Annotated in this window: 15 protein-coding genes and 1 tRNA gene; 13 read left to right on the plus strand and 3 right to left on the minus strand. The window is 69.2% G+C overall.

The features are described from left to right. Window positions 1-53: 53 nt before the first annotated feature. The gene (locus AC2EWF_RS05190; RefSeq protein WP_483638306.1) at window positions 54-830 is read right to left on the minus strand and encodes a ferredoxin--NADP reductase; all 777 of its coding nucleotides are present in this window, start codon (window positions 828-830) and stop codon (window positions 54-56) included. A 204-nt stretch (window positions 831-1,034) separates the two neighbouring features. On the opposite strand from AC2EWF_RS05190, the gene AC2EWF_RS05195 reads away from it, so the two are divergent. From AC2EWF_RS05195 to AC2EWF_RS05215, 5 genes are all read left to right on the plus strand, one after another. Continuing rightward, window positions 1,035-1,793 (plus strand): TMEM175 family protein, encoded by a 759-nt coding sequence (locus tag AC2EWF_RS05195; protein WP_483638307.1) that lies wholly within the window; start codon window positions 1,035-1,037, stop codon window positions 1,791-1,793. Between the two features lie 40 nt (window positions 1,794-1,833). Then, window positions 1,834-2,826, plus strand: coding sequence for a tRNA dihydrouridine(20/20a) synthase DusA (dusA, locus tag AC2EWF_RS05200; protein ID WP_483638308.1), 993 nt, complete (start codon window positions 1,834-1,836; stop codon window positions 2,824-2,826). An 82-nt stretch (window positions 2,827-2,908) separates the two neighbouring features. Continuing rightward, entirely contained in the window at window positions 2,909-3,241 is a 333-nt protein-coding gene (locus AC2EWF_RS05205; protein ID WP_483638309.1) for a PepSY domain-containing protein, read from the plus strand. Then, entirely contained in the window at window positions 3,241-3,933 is a 693-nt protein-coding gene (locus AC2EWF_RS05210) for a response regulator transcription factor (protein WP_077483026.1), read from the plus strand. The genes AC2EWF_RS05205 and AC2EWF_RS05210 overlap by 1 nt, the downstream gene beginning before the upstream one ends. Beyond that, the gene (locus AC2EWF_RS05215; RefSeq protein ID WP_483638310.1) at window positions 3,899-5,308 is read left to right on the plus strand and encodes an ATP-binding protein; all 1,410 of its coding nucleotides are present in this window, start codon (window positions 3,899-3,901) and stop codon (window positions 5,306-5,308) included. The genes AC2EWF_RS05210 and AC2EWF_RS05215 overlap by 35 nt, the downstream gene beginning before the upstream one ends. Window positions 5,309-5,389: 81 nt before the next feature. Here AC2EWF_RS05215 and AC2EWF_RS05220 read toward each other — a convergent pair whose 3' ends face one another. Next, window positions 5,390-5,728 (minus strand): hypothetical protein, encoded by a 339-nt coding sequence (locus tag AC2EWF_RS05220; RefSeq protein WP_483638311.1) that lies wholly within the window; start codon window positions 5,726-5,728, stop codon window positions 5,390-5,392. A gap of 179 nt (window positions 5,729-5,907) precedes the next feature. On the opposite strand from AC2EWF_RS05220, the gene AC2EWF_RS05225 reads away from it, so the two are divergent. The 8 genes from AC2EWF_RS05225 (at window position 5,908) to AC2EWF_RS05260 (ending at window position 13,551) form a co-directional block, all read left to right on the plus strand. Further along, window positions 5,908-6,897 carry a biotin--[acetyl-CoA-carboxylase] ligase gene (locus AC2EWF_RS05225; protein ID WP_483638312.1) on the plus strand — a complete coding sequence of 330 codons (990 nt, stop codon included), beginning with the start codon at window positions 5,908-5,910 and terminating at the stop codon, window positions 6,895-6,897. Continuing rightward, complete coding sequence (locus AC2EWF_RS05230; protein ID WP_483638313.1) at window positions 6,894-7,643, plus strand: type III pantothenate kinase; 750 nt, start codon at window positions 6,894-6,896, stop codon at window positions 7,641-7,643. The genes AC2EWF_RS05225 and AC2EWF_RS05230 overlap by 4 nt, the downstream gene beginning before the upstream one ends. 33 nt (window positions 7,644-7,676) lie before the next feature. Further along, entirely contained in the window at window positions 7,677-8,351 is a 675-nt protein-coding gene (locus AC2EWF_RS05235; protein ID WP_483638314.1) for an SPOR domain-containing protein, read from the plus strand. A gap of 42 nt (window positions 8,352-8,393) precedes the next feature. Then, a tRNA-Thr gene (locus tag AC2EWF_RS05240) sits at window positions 8,394-8,466 on the plus strand. A gap of 76 nt (window positions 8,467-8,542) precedes the next feature. Then, window positions 8,543-9,457 carry an arginase gene (gene rocF, locus AC2EWF_RS05245; protein ID WP_483638315.1) on the plus strand — a complete coding sequence of 305 codons (915 nt, stop codon included), beginning with the start codon at window positions 8,543-8,545 and terminating at the stop codon, window positions 9,455-9,457. 32 nt (window positions 9,458-9,489) lie between these two features. After that, window positions 9,490-10,839 carry a tryptophan--tRNA ligase gene (locus AC2EWF_RS05250; RefSeq protein WP_483638316.1) on the plus strand — a complete coding sequence of 450 codons (1,350 nt, stop codon included), beginning with the start codon at window positions 9,490-9,492 and terminating at the stop codon, window positions 10,837-10,839. 10 nt (window positions 10,840-10,849) lie between these two features. Beyond that, window positions 10,850-11,197 carry a hypothetical protein gene (locus tag AC2EWF_RS05255; RefSeq protein ID WP_483638317.1) on the plus strand — a complete coding sequence of 116 codons (348 nt, stop codon included), beginning with the start codon at window positions 10,850-10,852 and terminating at the stop codon, window positions 11,195-11,197. 119 nt (window positions 11,198-11,316) lie between these two features. Continuing rightward, window positions 11,317-13,551 (plus strand): DUF5916 domain-containing protein, encoded by a 2,235-nt coding sequence (locus tag AC2EWF_RS05260; RefSeq protein ID WP_483638318.1) that lies wholly within the window; start codon window positions 11,317-11,319, stop codon window positions 13,549-13,551. Window positions 13,552-13,557: 6 nt separating this feature from the next. Here AC2EWF_RS05260 and AC2EWF_RS05265 read toward each other — a convergent pair whose 3' ends face one another. Beyond that, window positions 13,558-13,941, minus strand: a complete 384-nt coding sequence (locus AC2EWF_RS05265) for a VOC family protein (protein WP_483638319.1) — start codon at window positions 13,939-13,941, stop codon at window positions 13,558-13,560. Window positions 13,942-13,949 lie beyond the last annotated feature (8 nt).

Genomic DNA, 13,949 nt, shown 5'->3' on the forward strand with positions numbered 1-13,949 from the left:
GCGCCGCGAGTTTCTGCGGCGACACGCCACTGCCGAAGGGACATGCCCGCCGGCTATTTCTCCACGAACGCGCGCTCGATCACGTAATCGCCCGGCTCGCGGGTGCGCGGCGAGGCCTGGAACCCGCGGCCGTCGAGCAGGGCGCAGAGGTCGTCCAGCATCGCCGGGCTGCCGCACAGCATCACGCGGTCGGTATCCGGGCTCAGCGGCGGCAGGCCGGTGGCTTGGCTCATCATGCCGTCGGCGATCGCATCGGTGATGCGGCCGCGGTTGCGGAACGGCTCCCGCGTCACGGTGGGGTAGTAGACCAGCTTCTCGCGGACCAGCTCGCCGAGGTACTCGTGCCGCGGCAGCTCGTGTTCGAGGTACTGCGCGTAGGCCAGGTCGTCGACGCGACGCACGCCGTGGGCCAGCACGACCTTCTCGTAGCGCTCGTAGGTGTCAGGGTCGCGGATGATGCTCATGAACGGCGCCAGCCCGGTGCCGGTGCCGAGCAGGTAAAGATGCTTGCCAGGCTTGAGGTCGGTGAGCACCAGGGTGCCGGTGGGCTTGCGCGTCACCATCAGCGGATCGCCAGGCTTCAGGTGCTGCAGGCGCGAGGTGAGCGGGCCGTTCGGCACCTTGATCGAGAAAAACTCCAGGTGTTCCTCCCAACTGGCGCTGGCGATCGAGTAGGCACGCATCAGTGGACGGCCCCCGCTCTCCAGCCCGATCATCACGAACTGCCCGCTGTCGAAGCGGAAGCCGGGGTCGCGCGTGGTGCGGAAGGAAAACAGCGTGTCGTTCCAGTGCTGCACGTCGATCACGTGCTCGGTCGCCATGGCTACCATGATTCGTCGTCTCGATTTCGGGCCGGGGAAAAGCGCGCCGCCGCACATGGCGTCAGCGGTACTCGCGTGGGAAGGCGGCGTGCCGGTGAACACTGGCGAGTGGCCGCGCGGGGTCGCGACCGCCCGCCATTTTACGCGATCCCGGCCATCGCCGCCGGCCATGTTCTCCGGCATCATGTGGGCGGTCCGGGAGGGGGAGCGAAGATGGAACCGAACGCCGCACCAGCCGTGCGCGAACATCACGTCCACCAGCGCCATTTCGACCGGCTGGTGATGCTCGCCGACGGAGTGTTCGCCATCGCGTTGACCCTGTCGGCCGTAGAACTGCGACCGGAAGCCAAGCCCGGCCAGAGCCTGCTCGAAGTATGGGGCGTGCCGCTGCTGGTGTATTTCTTCAGCTTCTACCTGATCGCTGGCGTGTGGTATCAGCATCGCCGCGCCATGGCGCAACTGCGCCGCATCGACACGCCGCTTACCGTGCTCACCATGCTGCTGCTCAGCCTGGTGGCGCTGGTGCCGGTGCTGATCCGCAACATGATCGTCAACGGCACCCTTCAGGAAGTTCACGGAGTTCCGCTGGGAGTGGGGCTCCACGCGATGGTGGCTGGCGGCAAACTGCCCGGCGTTTTGCCGGCAAATTACGCGGCTCCTGCGTTCAAGACGGTGCTCGTGTTCTCGACGAACGGACTCCTGCCGTACGCACTCATCATGCTGTTGATCCAACTCTGCCTGGCTACGGCCTGGGGTTACGCGGCTTTCATCGCCAGGCTGGCGCCAGACATGTTGCCCGCCCGCGCCAGGGCGTGGCTGCTGCACGACCTGTTCTTCACCATGATCTGGGCCACGCTTGCGGTGTGGGTGCTGCGCGTGCTCTGGCTGGCCGCAGCCCTGCTTGTGGTTGTCGTGCTTTTGCGCATCGTCGAGGGACGTATGCGACGCATGGCAGCCATTGCCGAAGGCTGATTTCCATTGCGCCATGCCAATACGGGACAATGGCGGTCTGATGAACGCCGTTGCCCCGACCCTGCATCCCGAAGCCTGGCGCCTGTCCGTCGCCCCGATGATGGACTGGACCGACCGGCATTGCCGCTATTTCCATCGCCTGCTCTCCCCGCATGCGCGGCTGTACACCGAGATGGTGACCAGCGCCGCGCTGGTGCGCGGCGGGCAGCTGCGTCTGCTCGAACACAGCCAGGAGGAGCACTCGGTGGCGCTGCAGCTGGGCGGCAGCGAGCCGGCAGAGCTGGCCCAGGCGGCGCGCTTCGGCGCGGCGGCGGGCTATGACGAGATCAACCTCAACGTGGGTTGCCCGTCCGACCGCGTGCAGTCCGGCCGCTTCGGGGCCTGCCTGATGTATGAGCCTGGATTGGTGGCCGACTGCGTGAAGGCGATGCGCGACGCCGTGAGTGTGCCGGTGACGGTGAAGTGCCGCATCGGCGTGGACGAACAGGATGACTACGCCGACCTGCAGCACTTCACCGAGACCATGCTGGACGCCGGCGTCGAGGTGCTGGTGGTGCATGCGCGCAAGGCCTGGCTGCAAGGCCTGTCGCCGAAGGAGAACCGCGAGATCCCGCCCCTGGACTACCCGCGCGTGCACCGCCTCAAGCGCGAGTTCCCGGAACTCCTGGTGGTGATCAACGGCGGCATCACCACGGTGGCGCAGGTCGAGGCGCAGCTGGCCGAGCTGGACGGCGTGATGCTGGGACGGGCCGCCTACCATGATCCCTGGCTGCTGGCCCGGCTCGAACACGCGCTGTACGGCTCGCCGCTGCCCGGTCGGGAGGATGTGCTGCAGCGCCTGCGCCCCTACGTCGAAGCCGAGCTCAGGCGCGGTACCGCGCTCAAGCACATCACCCGGCACCTGCTCGGCCTGTACCAGGGCGAACCGGGTGCGCGCGGCTTCCGCCGCGTGCTCAGCGAAGGCGCGCACCTGCCCGGCGCGGGCTGGGGGCTGATCGAAAAGGCGCTGGCGCCGCTGGCCGCCGCCGCGTGACAGCGGTCGCCCGTCCGGTCACTATTCAGCCCTGCTCGCCCAAACTGAACGGCCAGAGACAGATCGTGGTCGAAGCATGCCGATGAAGGCCAACCGAATCCTCCCGCGGCTCGCACCGCTGGCGCTGCTGCTGACGCTGGGCACGAGCCCGGCGGCATGGGCGCAGGCCAGGCCGAGGGACCTCAGCCTCAGCGAGGCCGTGGGCCGGGTGCAGCAGGAAACCAACGGCCAGGTGCTGTCGGCCGACTCGGTGCGCCGGGACCGCCGCACCGAGTACCGCATCAAGGTGCTCACGCCGCAAGGCCACGTGCGGGTGATGACGATTCCCGCGAGCGGCGGCGACAGTATCCGGCCAACCTCCCCGTCAACCCGCAACCCGCCCGCCCGGCGTCCCGGCGGCAAGGAGAAACACTGATGCGCATCCTTCTGGTGGAAGACGAGGCCCCGCTGCGCGAGACGCTGGCGGCGCGACTGAAGCGCGACGGCTTCGCCGTGGACGCGGCGCAGGACGGCGAAGAGGCGCTCTACCTCGGCCGTGAGGTGCCGTTCGACCTCGCCATCATCGACCTGGGCCTGCCGAAGATGTCCGGCATGGAGCTGATCAAGGCGTTGCGCGAGCACGGCCAGCGCTATCCGGTGCTGATCCTCACCGCGCGCGGCGGCTGGCAGGACAAGGTGGAAGGCCTCAAGCAGGGCGCTGACGACTACCTGGTCAAGCCGTTCCACGTCGAGGAGTTGCTGGCCCGCATCAACGCGCTGGTGCGCCGCGCCAGCGGCTGGTCCAAGCCGGTGCTGGCCTGCGGCCCGATCAAGCTGGACACCACCGCGCAGACGGTGACGGTGGAGGGCAAGATCGTCGACCTCACCAGCTACGAGTACAAGGTGCTGGAATACCTGATGCTGCACGCCGGGGAACTGGTCTCCAAGGCCGACCTCACCGAGCACATCTACCAGCAGGATTTCGACCGCGACTCCAACGTGCTGGAAGTCTTCATCGGCCGCCTGCGCCGCAAGCTGGACCCGGAAGGCGCCCTCAAGCCCATCGAGACCGTGCGTGGACGCGGATACCGCTTTGCCATCCCCCGCACCGACGGCGACGACGAGTGAGCCCGCGCCGCGCCGCCCGCTGTCGCTGGCGGCGCGCTCGGCCATCACCACCGGCTTCGTGCTGGCCGCCTTCCTCGGCCTGGTCGGCGTGGTCATGTATGTGGCCAAGCAGCAGAGTGCACTGAACACCCTGCAGGATCGGCTGCGCGACGCCGCCATCGCCGACATCATCACCCATACCGACGCCAGCCGAGACGGCCGCCTTCTGCCGCCCGATTCGCCGCCGCAGAAGTTCTCCCAGCCCGGCTCCGGCCTCTACGCGCTGATTCTCGGGCCGGATGGCTACCACTGGGAATCCACCTCGGCAATCGGGCACGACTTCCGCTTCCTCAAGCCGCTGCCGGCGGGCGAGCACGTATTCAACGGCCCGGTCGACACCCGCATGGGCCGGCTCTACTACTACGCGATCGGGGTGGCGTTCGACTTCCCGGGCCGCAAGTCCACCCCCGCCACCATCATGGTGGCGCAGACCGAGCAGCAACTCGAAGGCGAGAACGCGGTGTACCGGCGCACGCTGGTGCTGTGGCTGTCGGTGCTGGGCGTGATGCTGATCGTGCTGCAGCTCCTGCTGCTGCGCTGGAGCCTCACTCCGCTGCGCAAGGTGGCCAGCGACATGAGCCGGGTCGAGCTCGGCGACAGCGACCACCTGGACAGCCAGTACCCATTGGAACTCACCGGCCTCACCGAGCGCATCAACGCCTTCATCGACAGCGAGCGCGAACAGCGCACGCGCTACCGCCACACCCTCGCCGACCTGGCGCACAGCCTGAAGACGCCGCTGGCGGTGATCCGCTCGCAGCTCGAATCGGCCAGCGACGAACCCACCCGGCGCGGCGTGCTCGACCAGGTGCGCCGCATGGACGAGCTGGTCGCCTACCAGCTGGCGCGTGCCGCCACCTCGGGCCGGCAGACCTTCGCCGCCGCGGTGCCGATCGCCAGCCACGCCGAAGACCTGGTGCAGAGCCTGGAGAAGGTCTACGCCGCGAAGAACGTGCTGTGCGAATTCGACATCGCCGACGGCGCCTCCTTCCATGGCGAGCTGAACGACCTGCTGGAACTGATGGGCAACCTGCTTGAAAACGCGTTCAAGTGGACGCGCCACCACGTGCTGCTGGTCGTGCAGAAGCAGCCGCAACCGGGCCGCGGTCGCCCCGGGCTGCTGATCAGCGTGGAGGACGACGGCCCCGGCATCGCGGCGGACAAGATCGAGAAGGTGCTGCAACGCGGCGTGCGCGGCGACGAGCGCGTGCAAGGCCATGGCATCGGCCTCTCCATCGTGCAGGACATCGTGCGCGCCTACCGCGGCGAGTTGACGGTGGATCGTTCGCCCGATCTGGGCGGGGCACGCTTCAGCGTGAAACTCCCGCCCGAGTAGGAGCTCACCTTAGTGCGCGAATGCCTTGGCTTCAGGTTTGGCCCTGGTCGACGCCGGGGCCATCGCGCACGGGGTGTGCGCCTACTGGATGGAACCGGGCAACAGCGACTGCCAGCCCAGGGTGGCTGGCCGGGCACTGGTGGGGGCGGAGATGCGCCCGCCGTGTTCGCCGCCGCCGGTCGTGCTGTGGCCCTCGGTGTCGCTGGCGTCGCTGTCGCTGCCGTGCCGGGACGAGGAAGGGCAATCGCGGTTGAGGCCCAAGGCATCGCCGCCACTGGTGCTGCCGGAGTCGTGGGCACTGCTGTCGGCGGTATTGTGGCTGCCTGCGGTGATGTCACGGGCATCCATGTCCGTCGCCATGGCGCTGCCCATGCCGGCCAGGCCGATCAGGCAAGCGATCATCCAGTATCTGGCACTCATGGCATGCAACCCCTTGATCCACAAGCGAGGCGTTCGATGGTCGCAGAAATGCGCCGGCGCTGCCAGTGCCACTGCCGCCGGTTGCGGCAGCCAGCTAGAATCCGGCGGATGCGTGCGACTCTCTCCTTTTCCTGCCGCCATCCCGCCACCGCTCAGGCCAGCTTGCGGGCGGCTCGCTGATGCAGCCGGCCGAACTGCTGGCCGAGCTGGCCGCGGGCAGCCCGCTTTCAGGCGTCGAACTGGCCGCCAGGGCCGGCGTGACCCGCGCCGCGATATGGAAGCAGGTCCAGGCGCTGCGCACGCGTGGCGTGCCGATCGAGGCCAGCGGCGCGGGCGGCTACCACCTGCCCTGGCCGATCCAGTTGCTGGACGCCACGCGCATCCAGGCCGCGCTGCCCGCCACCGTCGTCAAGCGGCTGGGTGCGCTGGAAGTGCATTGGGAGCTGGACTCCACCTCCAGCGAACTGCTGCGCCGCAGCGCCACGGCACCGGATCTCAGCATGGTGCTCGCCGAGGCGCAGAGCGCCGGCCGCGGCCGACGCGGCCGCGCCTGGCTGTCACCGCCGGGAATGAACCTCTATCTGTCCTGCCTGAAGCGCTTCGACAGCGGCTTCGCCGCGCTGGCGGGGCTGTCGCTGGCGATCGGCGTGATCGTGCTGCGCACGCTGGAATCGATGGGCATCGCCGGCGCCGGCCTGAAATGGCCGAACGACGTGCTGGCCGCCACGCCCGGCCAGGCACCCGGCAAGCTGGCCGGCATCCTGGTCGAGCTCAGCGGCGAATACCAGGGACCGTGCGCCGCCGTGATCGGCATCGGCCTCAACCTGCGCCTCACCGAAGCGCTGCGCACGCAGGCCGGCCAGCCGGCTTGTGATCTCGCCACGCTCGCCGGCGGGACGCCGCCTGACCGCAACCGCACGGCGGCCGCGCTGATCGCCGCCCTGGCCACGGGCCTCGCGCAATGCGAGCGCGACGGCTTCGGCGCCTTCGCCGACGAATACGCCCGTCACGACCTGCTGCGCGACCGGCCGCTGCGGCTGAGCGGCGCCGGTGGCGAGCGCGACGGGACCGGCGCCGGCGTCGATGGCCGCGGCGCCCTGCTGCTGCGCCTGCCCGATGGCGAACTGCAACGTATCGACAGCGCCGACGTCACGGTGCGCCGCGCATGAAACATGCGAGCAGGCTCTTGCTCGACCTTGGCAACACCCGGCTGAAATGGGCGCTGCATCGGGATGGAGGCTGGCGCGCCAACGGCGCGGTGGCGTGGGACGACGACGTGGCGGGGACGCTGGCCGACGCCTGGTCGTCGCAGCCCCGGCCGGAGGCCGTGTTCGGCGCTTCGGTGGTCGACGCGCCACGCGAGGTCCTGGTCGCCGCCTGCGTTGCCGACGCCTTCGGTCGCGAACCGCGTTGGCTGCGCACGCCGGCCGAAGCCTGCGGCGTGCGCAACGCGTATGCCGAGCCGCAAAAGCTGGGCGTGGACCGCTTCCTCGCCATGGTCGCCGCCCGCGCCGACGGCCTTGCGCCCTGCGTGCTCGCGGGCGCAGGCACCGCGCTGACCCTGGACGCGCTGGCCGCCGACGGCCGCCACTTGGGCGGCCTGATCGCGCCGGGGCCGCGGCTGATGCAGCAATCCCTGCTCGGCGCCACCGCGCAGGTGCGGCCTGCGCACGCAGGCACGATCGTCGAGGCGGCCGACAACACCGCCGATGCCGTGGCTTCCGGCTGCTGGCTGGCGGCGGCGGCGCTGGTCGAACGCTTCGCGGCACGCATGGCGCCTGCCTTGGGCGGTGCACCGGCGCTGCGCCTCGGTGGTGGCGACGCGGAGGCGCTGCTGCCCCTGCTCACGGTGCCGGCACGGCTTGCCCACGACAGCGTGCTGCACGGACTGGCGGCATGGGTCGCGGCACAATAGCCGGGCGCCACTGGTGCAAATGACGGGGGATCGATGTTCCTGCGATTGCTGTTCGTGCTGCTGGTCATGCTCAATATCGTGGCGGCCGCCTGGTTGCTGCTCGGCCAGCCGTACGCGCACGTGCCGCCGCCCACCGACCCGGGCGTGGCCGAACTGCACCTGCTCTCCGAATTGCCCGCGCCGACCGCACCCGCGACGACCGCCGACCGCGTCGCCGCCCCTGCGCCCGTCCCGGCGAAAGCGGATGCGCCTGCCCAGCTGCGTTGCCTCACGCTGGGCCCGTTCGCCACGCCGCACGACCTGCAGCAAGCCCGCAATGCGCTGGCGCCACTCACCGCGCGCATGCGCTCGCGCCAGGAGCAGGTCGCCCAGTCCCGCAGCTGGTGGGTCTACCTGCCGGCGCCGGGCAGCCGTGCGCAGGCACTGGCGCTGACGCGTCAGCTGGCCGCGCGGGGCCTCAAGGATTACTTCGTGGTGGGCGGCGGCGACCAGCCCAACACAATCTCGCTGGGCCTGTTCAGGGACCAGGACAACGCGCGCAAGCGCCGCAACGACGTCACCGCCGCCGGCTTCCCAGCCCGCATCACCGAACGCACCGAAAGCGCACCGCAATACTGGCTCGACCTGGTGGCCGACCGCAGCGGCTTCGACTGGCGCAGCCGCATCCGCATCGACGGCGTGGGCTCCCACAGCACCAGCTGCTTTTGAGAGCCTGCCCGGCGGTTCATCCCTGCTAGAATCCCGCCCCACGCCGGCATAGCTCAGTTGGTAGAGCAACTGATTTGTAATCAGTAGGTCGCGGGTTCGATTCCTGCTGCCGGCATACCCCCGAAGCGGCCACGTCGCAGCCGACCCGTTACACTCGGTGGCTGCAAGTCATCGACGTGGACACAGGCAACATGAGCAAGCAGACGATCGCCCTGGTGGGCGTGCCCACCGACATCGGCGCCGGGCATCGCGGCGCCTCGATGGGACCGGAGGCGCTGCGCGTGGCGCAGATCGCGGAAAGGCTGCGCGCGCGCGGGCTCGAAGTGTCCGACCGCGGCAACCTGCACGGGCCGCTGAACCCTTGGCTGCCGCCGGTGGACGGCTACCGCCACCTGGCCGAGGTGACCGCGTGGAACAAAGCCGTGCATGCGGCCATCTACGACGAGCTGGCGCAGGACCGGCTGCCGATCATGCTCGGCGGCGACCATTGCCTTGCGATCGGTTCGGTCAGTGCAGTGGCACGGCACTGCCGCGAGCGGGGCAAGAAACTTCGCGTGCTGTGGCTGGACGCGCACAGCGACTTCAACACCGCGCAGGCCACGCCCTCCGGCAACATCCACGGCATGCCGGTGGCCTGCCTGTGCGGCAACGGCCCGGATGCGCTCACCGGCATCGGCGGCCATGCGCCGGCGGTGACGCCCGACGTGTTCCGCCAGATCGGCATCCGCTCGGTGGACGAGGGCGAGAAGCGCCTGGTGCGCGAGGCGGCCGTGGACATCTACGACATGCGCCATATCGACGAGGTGGGCATGCGCCGCACGATGGAGGAGGCGCTGGCGGGGATGGACGCGCGCACCCACCTGCACGTGAGCTTCGACGTGGACTTCCTCGATCCGGTGATCGCACCGGGCGTGGGCACCACGGTGCGCGGCGGCCCGAACTACCGGGAGGCGCAGCTGTGCATGGAGATGATCGCCGACTCGGGCCGGCTCGGCTCGCTCGACATCGTCGAGCTGAACCCCGCCTTCGACAAGCGCAACCAGACCGCGAGACTCGCGGTGGACCTGGTCGAATCGCTGTTCGGCAAATCCACCCTGATCCGTTGACGCACAACGCCCCGACACCACCAGCGAACGACATGCAGACCCGAGTCCTCACCGGCATCACCACCACCGGCACCCCGCACCTGGGCAACTACGCGGGAGCGATCCGCCCCGCAATCGCCGCCAGCCGGCGCATGGACGTCGACGCGTTTTTCTTCCTCGCCGACTACCACGCGCTGATCAAGAGCGACGACGCCGCCCGCATCGAGCGCTCGCGGCTGGAGATCGCGGCGACCTGGCTGGCCGCGGGGCTGGATCCCGCACGCGTCACCTTCTACCGCCAGTCGGACATTCCCGAGATCCCGGAGCTGACCTGGTTCCTGACCTGCGTCACCGCCAAGGGCCTGCTCAACCGCGCACACGCCTACAAGGCGGCGGTGGACAAGAACACCGAGGCGGGCGAGGACCCGGATGCCGGCGTCACCGCAGGCCTGTACATGTACCCGGTACTGATGGCCGCCGACATCCTCGCCTTCGATGCGCACAAGGTGCCGGTGGGCCGCGACCAGATCCAGCACCTGGAGATGGCGCGCGACATCGGCCAGCGTTTCAACCACATCTACGGCCGCGACTTCTTCGTGCTGCCCGAGGTGCAGATCGAAGAAGAGGTGGCCACGCTGCCGGGCCTGGACGGCCGCAAGATGTCCAAGAGCTACGACAACACCATCCCGCTGTTCGCCGGCGGCGCGAAAGCGCTGCGCGAGGCGATCATGCGCATCGTCACGGACTCGCGCGCGCCGGGCGAGCCGAAGGACCCGGACGGCTCCGCGCTGTTCACGATCTTCCGCGCTTTCGCGGGCGAGGCCGAGAGCGCGGCATTCCGCCAGGCGCTAGTCGACGGCCTCGGCTGGGGCGAGGCCAAGCAGCAGACGTTCGAACGCATCGAGGCCGACGTGGCACCGATGCGGGAACGCTACGACGCGCTGATCGCCAGGCCCGACGAAATCGAAGCGATCCTGCGCGAAGGCGCGGCCAAGGCGCGTGCGATCGCCACGCCCAAGCTCGCCGCAATCCGCGAGGCGATCGGGCTGCGCTCGATGGGCACGGCGCCGGCCGCCAAGGCGGGCAAGCCTTCCGCCGCCGCCAAGGCCAGCAAGGCACCGCGCTTCGCCAGCTTCCGCGACGGCGACGCCGGCTTCCGCTTCCGCCTGTTCGCCGCCGACGGCGAGGAACTGCTGCTCTCGATGCCGTTCGCCGACCCCAAAGCCGCCGGCGCGCTGCAGCAGCGCATCCGCCAGCTGGGCCAGGCCGCCGTGCTGCGCGAGGACGGCGACGCGCTGGTACTGGAGCTGGATGGCGAGGCCGTCGCCCGCACCCCGCAGTCCGGCGACGAACTGCTCGCGCGACTGCGCGAAGCGCTGGAGCTACTGTCCGCGCAGGACTGACGAGGCCCCGATGCGCTACCTCGCCCTGCTGCTGCTCGCGCCTTGGCTGCTGATCCTCGGCTGGGCCTATGCGAGCTATCCCAAGTCGCTGCCGCGCACGCCGGCGCGCCGTCTGTTCGACGCGCTGGCCTTGCTGCTGGCTTTCGCCGCCGCGACGTATGCCGGCCTGCTCGGTTTCGACGCGGTGCAACTGCCGCCGCCAGACCAGGCAGGGCTGCGCAGCAGCGGTGCGATCTGGCAGCAGGTGCTGCCCGCGCTGTGCGGCTATGGCGCTTTTGCCGGCGTACTGGCGCTGGCCCTGCCGCTGCGCGCGCGGCTGTGGCGTCGCTTGCCGCGGGTGCCACCGCCGGAAACGTGACTTCCGGCGGTCGCGGGCATCCAAACCCCTGGCGCAAGCTGCGCATCTGATTGCCGGGCGAATCCCTCGCCCGGCGCGCGCACCCCCGGCGCGCCCCGACCGATGCGGACTCTCCCGACATGCGCCTGGCATGCCTGCTGTTGCTCGTCCTCGCTGTGCTGTCGTCACCCGCTTTCGCGGTAACCATGGATGGCCATATCCACCCCGCCGAATGGCGGGGCGCACTGCACATCGCCGATTTCCGCCAGACCCAGCCGCTCACCGGCAAGCCGGCAACGCTGCCAACCGAGGCCTGGGTGCTGGCCACGCAGCAGGGCCTGGCGGTGGCGTTCCGCTGCACCCAGCCACCCGGCGTGACGCGCAGCACCCAGCAGGTGCAGCGCGATTTCGAAGACCAGGTCGACCGGGTGAACCTCATCGTCGACTTCAACGGCGATGGCCGCACCGGCTACAACTTCACGGTCAGCTACAGCGGCGGCGTCTACGATGCCGTGGTCACCAACGAGAGCAACTTCAACAAGGACTGGGACGGTCTCTGGCAATCCGCGGTCAGCCACGACGCACAAGGCTGGACGGCGGAGATCCTGGTGCCCTGGTACACCGCGCCGATGCGCCACGGCCGCGATGGCAAGCGCGTCGTCGGCCTCTATCTGGATCGCGTGGTGGCCACCACCGGCGAGCGCGACGCATGGCCGGTGGCCAGCTACCAGCGGGCCCGCTTCCTCTCCGATTTCCGGCGCGTCAAGCTCCCGCAGTACCGCCAATCGCTGCTCGCGGTCACGCCCTATATGTCGGGCGTGTACGACAACGTGCACGGGCGCAGCCGGCTCACCGAGGGCGCCGACATCTTCTGGAAGCCGAACGGCCAGTTCCAGCTCACCGCCACGCTGAACCCCGACTTCGGCGAGGTGGAAAGCGACGATCTGGTGGTGAATTTCGGCGCCACCGAAACCTACTACAGCGACAAGCGGCCGTTCTTCACCGAGAACCAGGGCATCTTCGACTTCGGCCTGCTCGACGACAACAGCCAGCTGGTCTACACGCGTCGCGTCGGCGGTCCGGCGGACGATGGCCACGGCGTGAGCAGTATCGACGGCGCGGTCAAGCTCAACGGCAGCGTGGGCGGCACCAGCTACGGCCTGCTCACCGCCGACGAGGCCGGCGCCGACGGGCGTCGGTTCAGCGCCGCGCGGCTGGTCCACGACTTCGGCACGCAGAGCCTCGGCCTGATGCTCACCGACGTAGACCATCCCTGGCTCGGTCGTGATGCGCGCGTGGCGGGAATCGACGACCACTGGCATCCCACCGCTGGTGTCACGGTAGCCGCCAACGTGGTGGGCAGCGACATCGCGCAGGACGGTCGGCATACCCACGGCAGCGGCGCCACACTGCTGGTCGACGCCCATCACGGCGATGGCTGGCGCGAGCAGTGGGCCGCGATGCACTTCAACCAAGGGTTGCAGGTCAACGACTTCGGCTACCTCGAACGCAACGACCTGAACTACGCGCACTGGGAAGTGCGCAAGCGCGACACCGCCCTGTCGCCCGACTCGATCTACAGCTCGCACGACTGGCACGTACGCGTGGACGCGCTCGACGATACGAGTGGGCTGAACCTTCGACGGCAGTTCCGGGTGTTGCGCGACAGCGACCTGCGCAACGGCGCCACCGAGAAAGTGCAGCTCAACGTCAACAGCGCGGCATGGGACGACCTGCTGACCCGCGGCCACGGGGCGCTGTTCCTGCCACCGACCTTCGACCTGTTCTACAAGTACGTCACGCCGCGGCATGGCGCGCTGGCCTACAAGCTGGTCGCGGAATCGCTGAGCGGCGGGTTGGCCGGCAACCGCAGCGTCGGCTACGACGTGGAGTTCATCCCGACGTTCTATCCCAGCGACACCTTCAACCTCTATGCCGGCCCGTACTACGAGCACCAACCCGACTGGCTGGTATGGCAGCACGACAACCTGATCGGCCGCTTCGACGAGCACACGCTCGAACTGCTGGCCGGGTTCGACTGGAGCATCGGCACGCGGCAGGAGCTGCGCATGAAGCTGGAGGGGCTCGGGCTGGATGCGCACATCCGCGGTGCCTACCGCGTCGGTGGCAACGGTCGGACGGTCGCCAGCAACGACCCGGTGAGCAACCTTGGCGTGCGCAACATGGGGCTGCAGATCCGCTATCGCTATCAGCTCGCGCCCTTGTCCTACCTGTACGTGGTGTATGCGCGCGGCGGCTACGTCATGGACGACTACGTGCAGGACAACGGCGTACGCAACATGTTCGAGCAGAGCTTCTCGCTGCGCAACGACGAGCAACTGCTGGTCAAGCTGGACTACCGCTTCAGCATCTGAACCGGGTCAGCCCCAGCGGTTGAGGTGCGGGCCGAACGCGCCGCGCTGCCCTCGCACGATGCAGAAGCGTTGCCCGCTGGGCGCCTCCATCACCCACCAGCGCTCGCGTACGAAGGCGATGCGCTTTGCGCCAAGGCGCTCCAGCCGCGCGACCTCGGCGTCGAGGTCGTCGGTCTCGATGTCCAGGTGCACGCGGCTCTCGTGGTCGACCTTCTGCAGCAGAATCAGCGGCTCGTCGGCGGCGGTGCGCAGCTCGGCGTAGCGGCCGTCGCCGTCTTGGTCGGGCGTGACGATCGGTTTGCCCAGCGCCTCGCTCCAGAATTTCGCCGCACCGCCCAGATCGTCGACCCTGCAGTCCAGGACCAGGGCACACAGGCGGCTGTGATGCATGAGACACC

This window comes from Rhodanobacter sp. sgz306013 (genome assembly GCF_057031145.1).

Coding starts and splice junctions, on each gene's coding strand:
- rocF (WP_483638315.1), top strand. CDS start 8,543: ATGAGCAAGCAGACGATCGCCCTGGTGGGCGTGCCCACCGACATCGGC.
- AC2EWF_RS05205 (WP_483638309.1), top strand. CDS start 2,909: ATGAAGGCCAACCGAATCCTCCCGCGGCTCGCACCGCTGGCGCTGCTG.
- AC2EWF_RS05260 (WP_483638318.1), top strand. CDS start 11,317: ATGCGCCTGGCATGCCTGCTGTTGCTCGTCCTCGCTGTGCTGTCGTCA.
- AC2EWF_RS05230 (WP_483638313.1), top strand. CDS start 6,894: ATGAAACATGCGAGCAGGCTCTTGCTCGACCTTGGCAACACCCGGCTG.
- AC2EWF_RS05220 (WP_483638311.1), bottom strand. CDS start 5,728: ATGAGTGCCAGATACTGGATGATCGCTTGCCTGATCGGCCTGGCCGGC.
- dusA (WP_483638308.1), top strand. CDS start 1,834: ATGAACGCCGTTGCCCCGACCCTGCATCCCGAAGCCTGGCGCCTGTCC.
- AC2EWF_RS05265 (WP_483638319.1), bottom strand. CDS start 13,941: ATGCATCACAGCCGCCTGTGTGCCCTGGTCCTGGACTGCAGGGTCGAC.
- AC2EWF_RS05190 (WP_483638306.1), bottom strand. CDS start 830: ATGGTAGCCATGGCGACCGAGCACGTGATCGACGTGCAGCACTGGAAC.
- AC2EWF_RS05255 (WP_483638317.1), top strand. CDS start 10,850: ATGCGCTACCTCGCCCTGCTGCTGCTCGCGCCTTGGCTGCTGATCCTC.
- AC2EWF_RS05235 (WP_483638314.1), top strand. CDS start 7,677: ATGTTCCTGCGATTGCTGTTCGTGCTGCTGGTCATGCTCAATATCGTG.
- AC2EWF_RS05195 (WP_483638307.1), top strand. CDS start 1,035: ATGGAACCGAACGCCGCACCAGCCGTGCGCGAACATCACGTCCACCAG.
- AC2EWF_RS05225 (WP_483638312.1), top strand. CDS start 5,908: ATGCAGCCGGCCGAACTGCTGGCCGAGCTGGCCGCGGGCAGCCCGCTT.
- AC2EWF_RS05250 (WP_483638316.1), top strand. CDS start 9,490: ATGCAGACCCGAGTCCTCACCGGCATCACCACCACCGGCACCCCGCAC.
- AC2EWF_RS05210 (WP_077483026.1), top strand. CDS start 3,241: ATGCGCATCCTTCTGGTGGAAGACGAGGCCCCGCTGCGCGAGACGCTG.